The sequence below is a fragment of the Croceivirga sp. JEA036 genome, from assembly GCF_011882165.1.
Lineage (GTDB): Bacteria > Bacteroidota > Bacteroidia > Flavobacteriales > Flavobacteriaceae > Croceivirga.
Genome location: NZ_JAATON010000004.1, coordinates 168,753 through 181,708, shown reverse-complemented (window position 1 = coordinate 181,708; position 12,956 = coordinate 168,753). Strand labels below are relative to the sequence as shown.

Below are 12,956 nucleotides of genomic sequence, written 5' to 3'. Positions count from 1 at the left end.
ATTTTAACTGATAAGTTATCGTCTTGACTTCCCCAACACAAAGCCCAGTTTTAGTGCTGTAGCTATGGCAAAACCGCCATCGTATTCTGAAAAGAGATATGCAGGCCCCACTTCAAACCGAAACTGCAAACCTTTCTTACCCGTACGCTGCAATCCGTATACTGCACCTGCCAAGGCAAAATAATCCTCGTAAAAATCCAAATCGCCAATAAATGCCTTTCCGCCTTGTACCGCCAACAATGGCGCTATATAATTCCCAGAATTACCGGCAATATTCTTGCCTTTAGACAATCTTCTATCAAAATTTAAGTAGTTGCGGTACTGCAAACGACCAATCGGGTAAATACCAAAACCACTTTCTGAAAATGAAGATTCCACATACTGAAAGCCAATCGTTCCTTCTAGAGCCATGGTAGATTTGTCTCCTACCGCTGCCTCATAAATTACTCCAGGCAACAGCAGATTAAGTGTTATTTGCGATTCTTCTACCTGTCTATTCTGTGCCATAACAGGCATAATTAGCCCTATGGCCAATAGTGTGGTGTAAATGATTTTCATGATGGATTGTTTAAGCATTTAGGCTATCAAATAATGAGCCAAAAAAGTATCTTTGTCAAAATACTACATTATGAATCTTTCTTTAATACCGCAACTAAAACATGCCCAAAGCGATAACTTTTTTTTACTATCTGGCCCCTGTGCCATCGAGGGCGAAGACATGGCCATGCGTATTGCGGAGCATATTGTTACGGTAACGGACAAGCTTAAGATACCCTATGTATTTAAAGGAAGTTTTAAAAAAGCCAACCGCAGCAGAGTAGATTCTTTTACTGGAATTGGCGATGAAAAAGCACTTAAAATCCTTAGAAAAGTTTCCGAAACATTTGAAGTACCTACTATAACGGATATACATGAAATCTCGGATGCAGCCATGGCTGCAGCATATGTAGATGTATTACAGATTCCCGCTTTTTTGGTAAGACAAACAGATTTAGTAGTTGCTGCCGCTGAAACTGGAAAAGTTGTAAACTTAAAAAAGGGACAGTTTATGAGCCCAGAAAGCATGCAACACGCCGTAAATAAAGTTAAGGAAAGTAATAATGACCAAGTTTGGATTACGGACCGTGGTACCATGTTCGGTTATCAAGATATGATTGTAGATTTTAGAGGCGTACCCACTATGAAGCAATATGCTCCAGTGGTCTTAGATGTAACCCACTCTTTACAGCAACCCAACCAAGCTTCTGGCGTTACTGGTGGTAGGCCGGCATTAATTGGCACTATGGCAAGAGCAGGTATTGCTGCAGGCGTAGATGGCATCTTTATGGAAACACACTTTGACCCAAAAAACGCAAAAAGTGATGGCGCAAATATGCTCGATTTAAGTCTTTTAGAGAAAGTTCTTACGGATTTAACCGCTATAAAAAGAACCATCAATTCTTTATAAGTTGCCTAATTCGCAACCAGCATTATTAAATTTTATAGAATCCGTTTCCCCTTAAAGAATATGCCTCTTCTAACACCTCATGCAAAACTTGGTCATCTATTGCTTCTAGAGAAGAATACCGGAGTGATTTTACCACTTTACGATTTTCGGAATTCATTTTGTCTAAATGCTTGGTCAAATGTGCGGAATTCCAAAAAGCGATGTCAACATATTTGTTTTTGTGCGAAGCATTTAAATAACAAATTGGGCTTTTACCCACATAAAAACAGGGTATATTCCATTTGTATTTGAGTTCCACATCTGGTACTAAGCTTTGTATGGTCATTTGTAAGTGAAGTAGTATGCTACGGTACGGTTCTGGTTGATTAAGTATGTAGGCCTCGGCTGGATTCATTTTATTCTCACAGGCATTAAAATTGTTAATTTACCAAATCTAACTTACTACGCTCCCCATTCATAAAAGCATTAAAGTTTTTGAAGCCGTTTTCTCTGTATTTGAGTGGTGTTTCCTTTGCTACCTCTATTTTACCAGATTCTATGTGTACATTAAAACTGAAAGAAGAAAAATCTCCACTACAATCTTGGTCAAAATGCTCTAATAGGTAACGAAATAGTTTAGGGCGTATAAGATACTCCAACTCTATACGCTTCTTTTCTTGAGCCTCTCTGGTTGTTGGATTATATATCCAATTAATTTTCACTTTTTAATTGTGTTTATCTTGGAACAAAGTACAAAAAATACCCTTATTATCAATTGGTTATAAATCCTAATCGGTAAAGGGATTAATTTTCCCCTTAAAACAACGATGTCTAATTAAAAAGCTACAGGCACTTTACCAAACTCCGCTTTAAAGGCCTTCTTAATTTTTTTCTTATATTCCTTTGGGGTATCCTTTGCAATACGCACAATTCTCTGGTCCAAGTCTACATCAAAATAGAAACAAGAAAAATCTGTGCAACATTCATCTTCAAAAGTTGCTAGTAATATACGCACGATTTTTGGTCGTATTGCGTACTCCATTTCCCTCTTCGCTTCATAAAAGTCAGCGGAAGCCTCTGGAGATTGAATCCAATTAAAATACATTTGATTAACGTAAAAGAAAGGTCAAATTTACATTTATTTAACATAAATGCAAATTTTTTTATAACTCTTTAAATTTAACCCAACACATAATCAGCAAGATATTGGTATCGCTGCGTTAATTGCCCACCCTTCGTCATCCTTGCTCTTTCTAAGATACCGTCTTTATCATTATTAAAAAAGGCAGGAATTACGTGTGTCATAAATGCTTCTCCAAAGCCCCCACTAGCATCTCTAGGTAATTCTGCAGGCAAATTATCTACAGCCATTACTGCAATAGCGTCTTTGTGTAAGAAATCTACTTCTTTCTCCGTTTGGGCATCATAACCGTAAATGGGTTCTGCAATGGTAGATGGTTTAATGGTACTTGCCACTGGCCCATCTATATCACAACTTATATCTGCTACAACCTTTATCTTAAAATCTGGGTGCTTTGCATCTTCTCTAGTAAATAAGTACGGTGCTCCATCTCCATAAAAATGCCCTGCAATGAACATGTTTGACACTTTTGCAAAACGGAAGAAATTAGATTCGTATCCAGATGGATCATTAAAAAACGCTTGCTTATCCCCATCTGAACCGTCTTTAGGTTTATTATAATCCAATACATCTATTTGGCAATACACGGCCTCTTGATATTCTTTAATTAAATAGTCTGCAACGCTAACCTCTTTAATACCCATACCATCTAGCATTTCTTTAGCACCATTACCTACTCTGCCCATACCAGTAAGCACAATTTTAATGGCTGGCAATGTTATTTTTTTGAGTTCTGTGATTAATGCAGCTTGGTCCTTAAGGTTTTCTGCTTTGGGTAAGTTAAAAGATTGTTCTTTGAGACCAAATGCTCTTATCCCATTATAAGCACCTACAATACCTGCATACCTACCAAAGGCTACTAAACGTTGGCCCTGGGTATTGGTAATTACTTCATGATCATACAATTCTATATTCTTATCTAATATAGCCCTAAGCAAATCTCTATTGTAAGGTTGCTTTTTTATGGTATGCGAAAAGAAAAAGTATTTTTTATTGGGTAGCAATGCGTTTATCGGCACTTCTTTTACACCTAAAAGTACATCACAACTTTCCATAGCATCTTGTACCGGCACTCCTGCATCTAAATATTCCTGGTCTGTAAACACCCGAATAGATGACGGCTCTACAACGAGTTGTGCCTCTGGATAGGTTTCCATGACGGTTTGGCATAATGCTGGCGGCAACACTACGCGCTTGTCTGGTGGATTTTTACGTTCTTGTATGATTCCGAATTTCATTGCAGTTGTGGTATAATTTTTGTCTAAATTACCTAGATTGCTAAGGTTGTACAAACTTTTTAGTTGTTTGGTGAAATACTATTACCTTTGCGGTCCGTTTTCCCGAAAGGGAAAATGTGCGTTAGGGATTGCGGCTTTGTTGGAGCTCTTCTTTTTACTCTTGAAAAGGATAAATAGAAAGCGACTGCCAAAAGCCCGACCTGCCAAGGCAGGGAACGCCCTACCGTTCTTTGAAAAAAGTGGGCAGTATTTTTTTACTGACTTACTAATGGGGCCGACTGGTTTTGACAGCAAGACCAATGGCGGTGTAAGCATGCCGAGCTATGGGAATGATGCTCGTAAATACAATGTCTCAACTTTTTTAAATGGCGAGTCTAACTACGCTTTAGCTGCTTAATTGACTGAATTATAGTAAGTCCAAGCCTAGTCGCGCAAGGCGCGAAAGCTGAATGTTCCATGGTAGCCCTTGTTGATGGCGACCAGTTTAGGAGCACCATAAAAGTCAACACCGAATTGTTTGTGCTTCGGTAACAATTCTAAACTAAAGAAGCTAAGCTTAAGATAGGCGGTTTTGGGTCGGTCTTAAGTCGAAAAATGAACCAAGACTAAGCATGTAGAAAGCTCAGTTATTGCTTGTTTGGACGGGAGTTCGATTCTCCCCGGCTCCACTTTAAAAGCCACCTTACGGGTGGCTTTTTGCATTTTACCTACGGTATTCAAAGGCCTGGGCGGCAGGCTCGCTCCTGCACTAAAAAGGTCTACCAGACCTTTTCTTAACGTTTGGCCGTCCCCGGCTCCACTTAAAAAGCCACCTAATAGGTGGCTTTTTTGTTTATTTCTACATTTTAGCACAACTAATTGTACCCGTTGAGGGTTAACAACTGCAATACCATTTTATAGAATTGAAAGCCTGCTCTAGCTTTTCCTTAAAGTGAACTAAATGCGCTTTTAGCCCTAGCCAATCTTCCGCAGCAATTAAATCTGGTTTAAAAAGATTACCCCCCATACCAAATGCCTTTGCCCCTGCTTGGGCAAATGGACTTAGATTATCTATTGTGACACCTGCGGTGGGCATAAGTTCTATTTGGTCTAGTGGAGCCAATACATCTGCTATATATTTTGGCCCAAGCTGGGTTGCAGGAAAAACCTTGACCATTCTAGCCCCTGCTTTTGAAGCAGTATAAATTTCTGTGGGCGAATAAGCTCCAGGAAAAATAGGCACTGCTTTAGCAACACAATGCGCTATAACTGCCATATCTACCACTGGCGATACAATAAATTGCCCTCCTACTGCTACAACTGCATCTACTTGCTTGGCATCTAAAACAGTACCTGCCCCTATATTTAATTGCGTTTTAAAGGTTCTTGCTAATTCTTCAATGATTTGAAGCGCATTCGGCGTATTCATGGTAATTTCTAAATTAGTAAACCCAGCATCAGCATATACTTCTGCAATCTGCATTACCTGTTTTACTGTATACCCCCTAAGAATACCAACCACAGGTGTTGTTTTAAAAAGGGATTCTGAAAAAGAACTCATTTGGTATATTTTATATTTAAACGTACATGGCTTGCTCTAGCTCCAAACAATTAACAGGTTCTAACCCGTGCTTTATAAGAAACCGAAGAGAACTAATGTAAATAAGTCCTAAAAGAACAACAACCAGAGTCTTTCTATACAAATTTTAAAACATTGCAAACCCAATAAGTAAAGGGTTCAAAGTAAACAGTGTACAGTTTTTATCTAGTAGTTGTGGATTTTAAGGTGAAGTATATCTAAGCAATTACTATGCTTTTGTCCAAATACGATTGCTAATATTAAGCTCTGTAATTGAATTCTGGACTACATTTAAGTCCTCCTTAATAGCTTCTAGAGAATTTACTTTAACTACTTTCTCTTCTACCGTAATGTTCTCAAAAAAGTCTTTGTTCATTGGTACCGCCAAATATAACTTACCATTTTTTAACGTCATGGATAAATCTTTTGTTTTTATGCGCTTTTTCAGCTTGTAAGTACAACAAACAATGCAAAGCAATCTATGAACGCATAGTAGCTAAGGGAAAAAGCAAAAAACTTGCTTTGATAGCGGTATGCAACAAGCTTTTGAAACAGGCTTTTGCTATTGCAAAATCCGGAATACCTTACGATGAGAAATATGTGTCGAAATTGAACTAAAAGAACTTGTTTTTTAACTCAGTTCTTTGTTGTGTATAGTGTTTTTATTTATTCCAATAATTAGAAAATCTTTCGGTTATCATTGTTCCTAAAACAAAGAACAATTTTCTTGAATTAGTGAATTCCTCTAACTCAACATTATGAGGGTTATTCTCGTATAATTCCATAAATATCCAAGCACCAATTGCTTCTGAAAGTTCATTTAAGCTATTGATTTTATTTTCAGAAGTTAGATTATTTATGTACCTGCCAAATTCAATCAATAATTTTGAACTTTGAGAGTTCCAATTAGATGTTTCTCTATTTATTGCATAAATGTATTCTTGGGTTTCTCTTGGATTGTATGAATATCCTATTTGAGTCATTACTACTCCAATTGAGGCAGTAGTTACAAGAATATCAAATTCATCAAGTAGTCCAGAGTCAGAAATTAAGGTCAGTTTGGGAAATTCGTCGACTAATGGCATATAAAATGTAACAGCTGAAGCATTAGCGACCTTAACTAATTTAATAGCTTCAAGAGATTTCGTTTTATCTGAAAATCCGTTTTCTTTTTTTCCAAAGATTTTTTTGAAAATTGACATATTTATAATGTATCTAACCTGTCATTTATTAAATAAAGTTTTCCGCTCAATTCCGAGTTAGATTTTTTGAGTTCGTTTATGTCAGCTTGCAAACTCTCTATTGTCGTCATTAAGTCAATAATTGTTTGTTCTAATCTTTGTATGTCAGTCATAATTTCTTTGTTTGGTCAAATGTTGCACAACGGTTGGGCTATGATTTCGTTGCGGACTTTTCCAACGGAAAATGTCCGCCCGTCTCTAAAGATAATTGATTGCAGGAATTAATTATACACCGTGTTGCCTGTAGTTTTTTATAGTTCCAGTAATCTTTTTTTTCAGTTTTTCAAAAACTTCGGGTTCAAAACTTGGTCTTTCTTTTTCGATATCCATTAGCATTTCCATTCCTTTCGTTCGGTCGCCTGTTTTGGCAAAAAGAAACGAAGCCACATATTTTGGATTCGGCCAATGGGTATTATACACTTTGTCGTCGAATTGACTTTTTGCAATTTCAATAGAACCGTCTATTGTTTTTCCTTTTTCCAGCCATTCGAAAATTTCTATCTTTCTTTTATCAAATAATTTTGAAATAGATTTTCGACACTCCTTTTCTCCCCAGGTCGATGTTACTCCATTTTCCAGGTCTGATTTTTTGTTTAGAAAATTGTCGGTTGTAGCAGAAGATTGAAATAATTGAGGTCTTGCTGATTTGAAAGTCCTTTGCAGAACAATTCTTTTTCCGCTTACCATTGGAAGAAAATCATAGCACATTCCCCAGATAAAAGTCCCCATCAGTCCCTTTCCGACTTGATGCTTTAGCACTTTCCTTATTCCATTTTCAGAAGGACCAATCCATTGGTTTTTCCCATTCCATTCAAGTCCAATTTTGGAAACTTCGGGCGAAATGTAGTCCATTAGAACGCTACGCAGAGTTTCCGCACTTACTGGCTCAGGATGTTTTTTAAAAAGTGAACTAATGAATTTCAAAATTACAGGCAACAATTCAATATCCGTCATAGCTAACGCATATCTCTTTTGCATAAAACTAGCTATAAAATTAAAACCAAAACATTCTTTTTATCAACATAAAAAATCTTGCGCTTAACTTAAGCCATAGCATTACGCTACACCTTCTGTTTTCTATACCTCCAAGCTACCTACTGTAATCATCCAAATAAGAAGAAAACAACCACTCACACCTAAAGCCACAACAAAACAAAAATGTTAACGTTAAAAATTTTTAATTAATAATAACTAACTAAAATGTCGATTAAAAATTACTTTTCTATTTTTTTATTTGTTGCGGTCTTAACTTCTTGTTCTTCTGATGCAGACAATGACACCGAAACCGTAAACCAACCAGAACCGCCAACCGAAGTTACGCTACAAGCCTTTGAACAACCTTATGCCTATGTCAATGATCAGGTAACTCTTGTAGGTACCAATTTTACCACCAATGCAAGTGAAATTAAAGTCTTGCTAGATGATATTGAGGCCACACTTATTTCTGCTACCGCCACAGAACTTACTTTTACCATACCTGCAGGAACTAGCGCCAGCCCTTTTGTTGCTATTGAAATGCCAAATACAAATGTTTCCTATGCAGACACCTACCAACCTATTGCCGTAGTTGATAACACCAAAGGTGAATGGATTACCTATCCATTCTATTTGGAAGCTATTAACGCAGTAAGAAACATACAAGCCACTGGCAAAGAGGAAATTTATTTTTCAACCGAAGCCAAAAGAGAAGAAGGTGGTGGAACTGGCATAATGAAAGTGCACAATACCTTAAATGGCGGTGTTTCTATTGCATTTTTTAATCAGGCGTATGCTTTTACCGAGGAAAATGGTGACTTTTTGGTTGGTCCGCAAGGGGGTGAATTCCTTCTGGGCTCAAATTATTTATCTTATCTAAAAGCTGATGGCACACAAACCATTTTTGAGAATTTTCCCAGTAATGTAAATTCTTGGACCAGAGGTTTGTTTGTTAATGAAAACGAACAAACCATAATTATTGGTTCTGCAGAAGGTAGAATCTACAAGTCTACAAACGGTGCACAATCTTTTGACATGATACATTCCAGAGAAAGCAATACTTATGAATTTTTGAGCTTTTATGCCCATTCTGAGAATCAAATATGGCTAGCAGGCTACACCTTTCCTTTTCCAGAAAACCTAGATTACTATCCCGCCAAACAATTGAGACTAAAAGATGGGGTTTGGGAAGATAGTGCCATACAAATAGAACCCGGAAACAGAACAAGGGAAAGGATAGAGCGTATTAAGTTTATAGATGGCGTTACGGGCTATGCTTCTGCTTACATTGTAGATTTGGATACTGGAGCAGAGAAATATGTTTTAATAAAATCAATTAATGGCGGCGATAGTTATGAAATTGTACAAGAAGAAGATACCCGTATAGACGATTTTACCTTTAAAAACACCAACGAAGGTTGGTATATTTCTGGGAACGAAATATTTGCTACCACAGATGGAGGCAGCTCTTGGCAACTAATGCACACCACTGCCACTTCTTGTAAAGGTATTTTATATAATGATGGTATTTTATGGGTAATTACCGATGGCAAATTATTGAAATACTATTTCTAAAATTCTAGCAAACACTTTTAAACTCCTTGTAAATCCTTACAAGGAGTTTTTTATGCGCTTTTGGGAACTGACTTAGATAAGCCTCCGTTTTTAGTTTTTAACATGGGCGAACACTAATTCTTTTTAATTTTAAGAACTAAAAGGAAAGGGTAGCTTTGTACACGGTAATAGATGTTGAAACAACAGGTAATGGATTAAGAGGTAATAAAATTACTGAAATTGCAATCTTTAAAACCGATGGCACCGTAATTTTAGAAGAATTCACCTCTTTAGTAAATCCTGAACAGCCCATTCCCTACCACATTACAGCGCTTACCGGTATAGATGATGCTATGGTGGCTAATGCACCAACGTTTGCAGAAATTGCTCCACAAATTATAGAAATAACCAAAGACACTATTTTTGTTGCGCACGCTGTAAACTTTGACTACGGGGTTATTAAAGAGGAGTTTAAACAAATGAATCAGGATTTTGTGCGTAAAAAGTTATGCACAGTTAGGTTAAGTAGAAGGTTGACCCCTGGATTTAATTCGTATAGCCTAGGAAAATTATGTTCTAGTCTTTCTATTCCTTTAACAGACCGCCACCGAGCTAGAGGGGACGCCCATGCAACGGTATTACTATTTCATTTGTTGTTAGAAAAATCAGAGGCTCCAGGAGTGGTAACATCATTTCTAAATTCTAAAAGCCAAGAAGCCACCTTACCACCACATTTAAATCGTGCAGAAGTAGAAAGAATTCCTGCAAAACCAGGGATCTATATTTTTTACAATCAGAAAAGAGAAATTATATACGTTGGCAAAGCTAAAAACCTAAAAAAAAGAGTTCTTGGACATTTTTATGATAAAAGTGAACACGAGATTATGCTTTGTAGAGCAGTTGCCCATATTGATTTTGAGCTTTCTGGGAGCGAATTTTTAGCCTTGTTAATGGAGAGTCATCGCATTAAAAAACACTTTCCAAAATTCAATAGAGCACAAAAAAGAAAAGACCAGCAATTTGCTATTTTCTACTATGAAAATAGAGCTGGCATTTTACAATTGGGCTACAACAATCTAAAATTGGTAGCTGCGCCATTAGTGGTTATGAACAATCCTACGGCTTGCAGAGATTTACTGTATCAGCTAGCAGAAGATTTTAAACTGTGTCCTAAATATTGTCAGCTACGGCAAGGAGCAGCAATCTGCAAAGACATTCCCATCAGTAATTGTGAAGGTATTTGTGCAAAACAAGAAGCAATTAGCGCGTACAACGCCAAAGTAAAAAGGGCTATTGCTCATCTTAAAGCCACCGCAGAAGAAGCTGTAATTCCGCTACCTGGCAGACATAAAGAAGAAAAAGGTTTTGTTTTTATAGAACAAGGACAATATCGTGGTTATGGTTTTATACCTAAAGACCAAAATATTTGCAATATTGCTGATTTAGAAGCTTTTTTAATTCCGCAACAAAACACCATTGAGGCGAGACAAATTATTAATACTTTTAGAAATAAAGTAGAATTTATACCAATTGCACAACTTTATGTTTAACTTACCGTAGGTAATGTTCTAAATTATGTTGTTCAAAAATTCTAAGCCCTATACTGGTTTTGATGATAAATATTTTGTCTTAGCCGCTATTTTCTTGAACACCCAAATACTTCTTTCCTTATTTTACCAAGGCGCTCTGTATGCTTTACCGTTTAGCACTTATTTAAAAAAATGGGTAGAATATGGTGGCATTACCCTTTTATTGATAGGGGTTTTACGTGTGGTATATTTTATTCAATTAAAAAAATATCCTGGGTATCAAAACCGTAACAAGAGATGGCTAACTTTACCCCTATTGCTTATTCCTTATAGCATTATCTTAGGGGGCTACCTTATTTTTATAGAACCTTACATAGGTAATGAGCTGCCTGGTTACCAACAACCTACCATGCAAACGCTTTTAATAAATGGTATAGTGCTACTCATCTGCAATGTAAGTCTATATACAGTGCTTATCTATATTTACCAGTTAAACAAAAGTAAAATTGATGCAGAAGTATTGAAACGAGAAAATGCAATCGCCCAATTGAAAGCATTACAGCAACAAATGGACCCACATTTTTTGTTTAACAGCCTTAATACAATGGTTTATTTAACAGAGAATGACCATGCAAAGAGCATAGAGTTTTTACACAAACTTGCTTTTCTTTACAAGAGAATGGTTTCACAAAACAATAAAAACCTCATCTTTTTAAAAGAAGAACTAACCTATATAGAGGCTTACGCTAGTTTGTTACAAATTAGGCATGGAACTAATTTAGATTTTGTACAAAAAATAGATAATGACTTACACGCCACCTACGTGGTACCAATGGCCTTACAAATAGGGATAGAGAATGCGGTAAAACACAATGCTGTTTCTAAAAAGGAAAAATTGGTAATTGCCATATACAATACCGATAAACACCTAATCATCAGAAATAATATTCAAAAAACGAACAAAACGGCAGAAAGTACAGGGCAAGGTTTAGACAATATAGCAAAGCGGTATCAACTAGTCTGCAAAAAGAATATAGAATGGCATAGAGATAATAGGTATTTTGAACTAAAAATTCCTATTGTAAAAAGCTTAACAGAGCTTGTTGTATAATGTTAAATCGTAATAGAGCTTAGCATAACTTCTTAGGCTTACGTATTTTGCACTTGGTTACAATAAGTTGTTAATTTACATATGATAACAGCAGACGATTTTAATTTAGAATGATTGATTATTTTAGCAGTTGATGGTAGATTCTCTAAAAATTGTAATTGTAGAAGATGAGCCTATTTCCACGGCTTATTTAAAAAAGTTAATACGAGATACAAGAAAACCACATAGTATTATGGCAGAAATAGATTCTGTAAATGATGCTTTACAGTTCTTTGGAGTGGCAGAAAATTTTGATTTGGTGTTCATGGACATACATTTGGGAGATGGCACTTGTTTTGAAATTTTGAATGCGGTACAAATTAAAAAACCCATTATCTTTTGTACTACTTTTGATACCTATGCCATTGATGCCTTTAACTACAATAGCTTGGATTATATTCTAAAACCACCAAAATTAGAAGATATACAAGATGCATTAAACAAATACTGGTCTTTAAAGGCTATTGAACGCCAAAGTTATGTACAACGTACAGACCAAATGGTAAGTTCTTTTACGCCTCCCAGTTACAAAAAGCGTTTTTTAATTAGAAATGAAAATAGAATAACGCTAATAGAAACTAAGAATATTTTCTGTTTTTATTCTGATAATAGCAGTACCTATTTGGTAGAAAAGTGTGGTGCGAAACATTTGGTAGAATATACGCTAGATAAATTAGAAGGACTATTACACCCAGAGTACTTTTTTAGAATTAATAGAAAAGTGACCATCTCTATTGATGTAATACAATCTGTCAAAGACTATCCCAACCATAGGCTATTGATAGAACTAGAAAACGATTTTGATTTGGATTTAGTAGTGAGCAGAAACAGGGTAAAGGATTTTAAAAATTGGCTAAAGGGGATTGCTTAAGAACTATTTTTTCATCTTTTTATACATCCTTGCTACAAATATCAGCCAAACGACAAATACTATAGCTACGATAATGGAATACACTAGAATAAAATCCATTATTCATTGAGTTTAAAATAAATCATAAATCCTAATATCGTAGGCGCCCAAAAAGCAATAAATATTGCTTCTAATTTTTCTCCTCTTAAAAAAAGAATTTCTGACACTACAATAATTGAGAGCACTACCACTAGCATAATGCAGTTCATTACGCCTAGTTTTTCAATAAATTCT

The 12,956-nt window shown here is 36.1% G+C and carries 15 protein-coding genes, 1 other RNA gene and 1 pseudogene; 7 read left to right on the top strand and 10 right to left on the bottom strand.

The annotated features are described in order from the left end of the window. Positions 1-15: 15 nt before the first annotated feature. Positions 16-558 carry a hypothetical protein gene (locus HCO57_RS12110; protein ID WP_167989232.1) on the bottom strand — a complete coding sequence of 181 codons (543 nt, stop codon included), beginning with the start codon at positions 556-558 and terminating at the stop codon, positions 16-18. 70 nt (positions 559-628) lie between these two features. On the opposite strand from HCO57_RS12110, the gene kdsA reads away from it, so the two are divergent. After that, entirely contained in the window at positions 629-1,447 is an 819-nt protein-coding gene (kdsA, locus tag HCO57_RS12105; RefSeq protein ID WP_136951150.1) for a 3-deoxy-8-phosphooctulonate synthase, read from the top strand. A 25-nt stretch (positions 1,448-1,472) separates the two neighbouring features. On the opposite strand, the gene HCO57_RS12100 is transcribed toward kdsA, so the two are convergent. From HCO57_RS12100 to HCO57_RS12085, 4 genes are all read right to left on the bottom strand, one after another. Further along, positions 1,473-1,841, bottom strand: a complete 369-nt coding sequence (locus HCO57_RS12100; RefSeq protein WP_167989231.1) for a DUF1801 domain-containing protein — start codon at positions 1,839-1,841, stop codon at positions 1,473-1,475. Between the two features lie 25 nt (positions 1,842-1,866). Next, positions 1,867-2,148, bottom strand: coding sequence for a hypothetical protein (locus tag HCO57_RS12095; RefSeq protein WP_167989230.1), 282 nt, complete (start codon positions 2,146-2,148; stop codon positions 1,867-1,869). Between the two features lie 113 nt (positions 2,149-2,261). Further along, positions 2,262-2,531 (bottom strand): hypothetical protein, encoded by a 270-nt coding sequence (locus HCO57_RS12090; RefSeq protein ID WP_136951153.1) that lies wholly within the window; start codon positions 2,529-2,531, stop codon positions 2,262-2,264. 74 nt (positions 2,532-2,605) lie between these two features. Then, on the bottom strand, positions 2,606-3,805 hold the full coding sequence (locus HCO57_RS12085) for an NAD(P)-dependent oxidoreductase (protein ID WP_167989229.1): 1,200 nt from the start codon (positions 3,803-3,805) through the stop codon (positions 2,606-2,608). A 270-nt stretch (positions 3,806-4,075) separates the two neighbouring features. On the opposite strand from HCO57_RS12085, the gene ssrA reads away from it, so the two are divergent. Next, positions 4,076-4,476, top strand: a transfer-messenger RNA (tmRNA) gene (gene ssrA / locus HCO57_RS12080). A gap of 203 nt (positions 4,477-4,679) precedes the next feature. Here the strand turns inward: ssrA and HCO57_RS12075 are convergent. Both HCO57_RS12075 and HCO57_RS12070 read right to left on the bottom strand, forming a co-directional pair. Then, on the bottom strand, positions 4,680-5,345 hold the full coding sequence (locus HCO57_RS12075) for a bifunctional 4-hydroxy-2-oxoglutarate aldolase/2-dehydro-3-deoxy-phosphogluconate aldolase (RefSeq protein ID WP_167989228.1): 666 nt from the start codon (positions 5,343-5,345) through the stop codon (positions 4,680-4,682). A 247-nt stretch (positions 5,346-5,592) separates the two neighbouring features. After that, the gene (locus HCO57_RS12070; RefSeq protein WP_167989227.1) at positions 5,593-5,778 is read right to left on the bottom strand and encodes a DUF3137 domain-containing protein; all 186 of its coding nucleotides are present in this window, start codon (positions 5,776-5,778) and stop codon (positions 5,593-5,595) included. An 8-nt stretch (positions 5,779-5,786) separates the two neighbouring features. Between HCO57_RS12070 and HCO57_RS16670 the strand changes: the two are divergent. Beyond that, positions 5,787-5,981, top strand: a pseudogene (locus tag HCO57_RS16670) (IS110 family transposase); the annotation flags it as partial. A 44-nt stretch (positions 5,982-6,025) separates the two neighbouring features. Here HCO57_RS16670 and HCO57_RS12065 read toward each other — a convergent pair. Together HCO57_RS12065 and HCO57_RS12060 are read right to left on the bottom strand one after the other, a co-directional pair. Continuing rightward, a complete protein-coding gene (locus HCO57_RS12065) occupies positions 6,026-6,565 on the bottom strand; it encodes a hypothetical protein (protein WP_167989226.1) in 540 nt (179 codons plus the stop codon). Positions 6,566-6,829: 264 nt separating this feature from the next. Next, the gene (locus HCO57_RS12060) at positions 6,830-7,582 is read right to left on the bottom strand and encodes a hypothetical protein (protein ID WP_167989225.1); all 753 of its coding nucleotides are present in this window, start codon (positions 7,580-7,582) and stop codon (positions 6,830-6,832) included. A 222-nt stretch (positions 7,583-7,804) separates the two neighbouring features. On the opposite strand from HCO57_RS12060, the gene HCO57_RS12055 reads away from it, so the two are divergent. From HCO57_RS12055 to HCO57_RS12040, 4 genes are all read left to right on the top strand, one after another. After that, positions 7,805-9,154, top strand: a complete 1,350-nt coding sequence (locus tag HCO57_RS12055) for an IPT/TIG domain-containing protein (protein ID WP_167989224.1) — start codon at positions 7,805-7,807, stop codon at positions 9,152-9,154. A 155-nt stretch (positions 9,155-9,309) separates the two neighbouring features. Further along, positions 9,310-10,683, top strand: coding sequence for an exonuclease domain-containing protein (locus HCO57_RS12050; protein ID WP_167989223.1), 1,374 nt, complete (start codon positions 9,310-9,312; stop codon positions 10,681-10,683). Between the two features lie 25 nt (positions 10,684-10,708). Continuing rightward, on the top strand, positions 10,709-11,773 hold the full coding sequence (locus tag HCO57_RS12045) for a sensor histidine kinase (RefSeq protein WP_167989222.1): 1,065 nt from the start codon (positions 10,709-10,711) through the stop codon (positions 11,771-11,773). A gap of 133 nt (positions 11,774-11,906) precedes the next feature. Beyond that, the gene (locus HCO57_RS12040; RefSeq protein ID WP_167989221.1) at positions 11,907-12,683 is read left to right on the top strand and encodes a LytR/AlgR family response regulator transcription factor; all 777 of its coding nucleotides are present in this window, start codon (positions 11,907-11,909) and stop codon (positions 12,681-12,683) included. A gap of 98 nt (positions 12,684-12,781) precedes the next feature. Here the strand turns inward: HCO57_RS12040 and HCO57_RS12035 are convergent, their stop codons facing one another. Beyond that, on the bottom strand, positions 12,782-12,931 hold the full coding sequence (locus HCO57_RS12035) for a hypothetical protein (RefSeq protein WP_245167587.1): 150 nt from the start codon (positions 12,929-12,931) through the stop codon (positions 12,782-12,784). Positions 12,932-12,956: the final 25 nt, after the last annotated feature.

Coding starts and splice junctions, on each gene's coding strand:
- HCO57_RS12110 (WP_167989232.1), bottom strand. CDS start 558: ATGAAAATCATTTACACCACACTATTGGCCATAGGGCTAATTATGCCT.
- kdsA (WP_136951150.1), top strand. CDS start 629: ATGAATCTTTCTTTAATACCGCAACTAAAACATGCCCAAAGCGATAAC.
- HCO57_RS12100 (WP_167989231.1), bottom strand. CDS start 1,841: ATGAATCCAGCCGAGGCCTACATACTTAATCAACCAGAACCGTACCGT.
- HCO57_RS12090 (WP_136951153.1), bottom strand. CDS start 2,531: ATGTATTTTAATTGGATTCAATCTCCAGAGGCTTCCGCTGACTTTTAT.
- HCO57_RS12085 (WP_167989229.1), bottom strand. CDS start 3,805: ATGAAATTCGGAATCATACAAGAACGTAAAAATCCACCAGACAAGCGC.
- HCO57_RS12075 (WP_167989228.1), bottom strand. CDS start 5,345: ATGAGTTCTTTTTCAGAATCCCTTTTTAAAACAACACCTGTGGTTGGT.
- HCO57_RS12070 (WP_167989227.1), bottom strand. CDS start 5,778: ATGACGTTAAAAAATGGTAAGTTATATTTGGCGGTACCAATGAACAAA.
- HCO57_RS12065 (WP_167989226.1), bottom strand. CDS start 6,565: ATGTCAATTTTCAAAAAAATCTTTGGAAAAAAAGAAAACGGATTTTCA.
- HCO57_RS12060 (WP_167989225.1), bottom strand. CDS start 7,582: ATGCAAAAGAGATATGCGTTAGCTATGACGGATATTGAATTGTTGCCT.
- HCO57_RS12055 (WP_167989224.1), top strand. CDS start 7,805: ATGTCGATTAAAAATTACTTTTCTATTTTTTTATTTGTTGCGGTCTTA.
- HCO57_RS12045 (WP_167989222.1), top strand. CDS start 10,709: ATGTTGTTCAAAAATTCTAAGCCCTATACTGGTTTTGATGATAAATAT.
- HCO57_RS12040 (WP_167989221.1), top strand. CDS start 11,907: ATGGTAGATTCTCTAAAAATTGTAATTGTAGAAGATGAGCCTATTTCC.
- HCO57_RS12035 (WP_245167587.1), bottom strand. CDS start 12,931: ATGAACTGCATTATGCTAGTGGTAGTGCTCTCAATTATTGTAGTGTCA.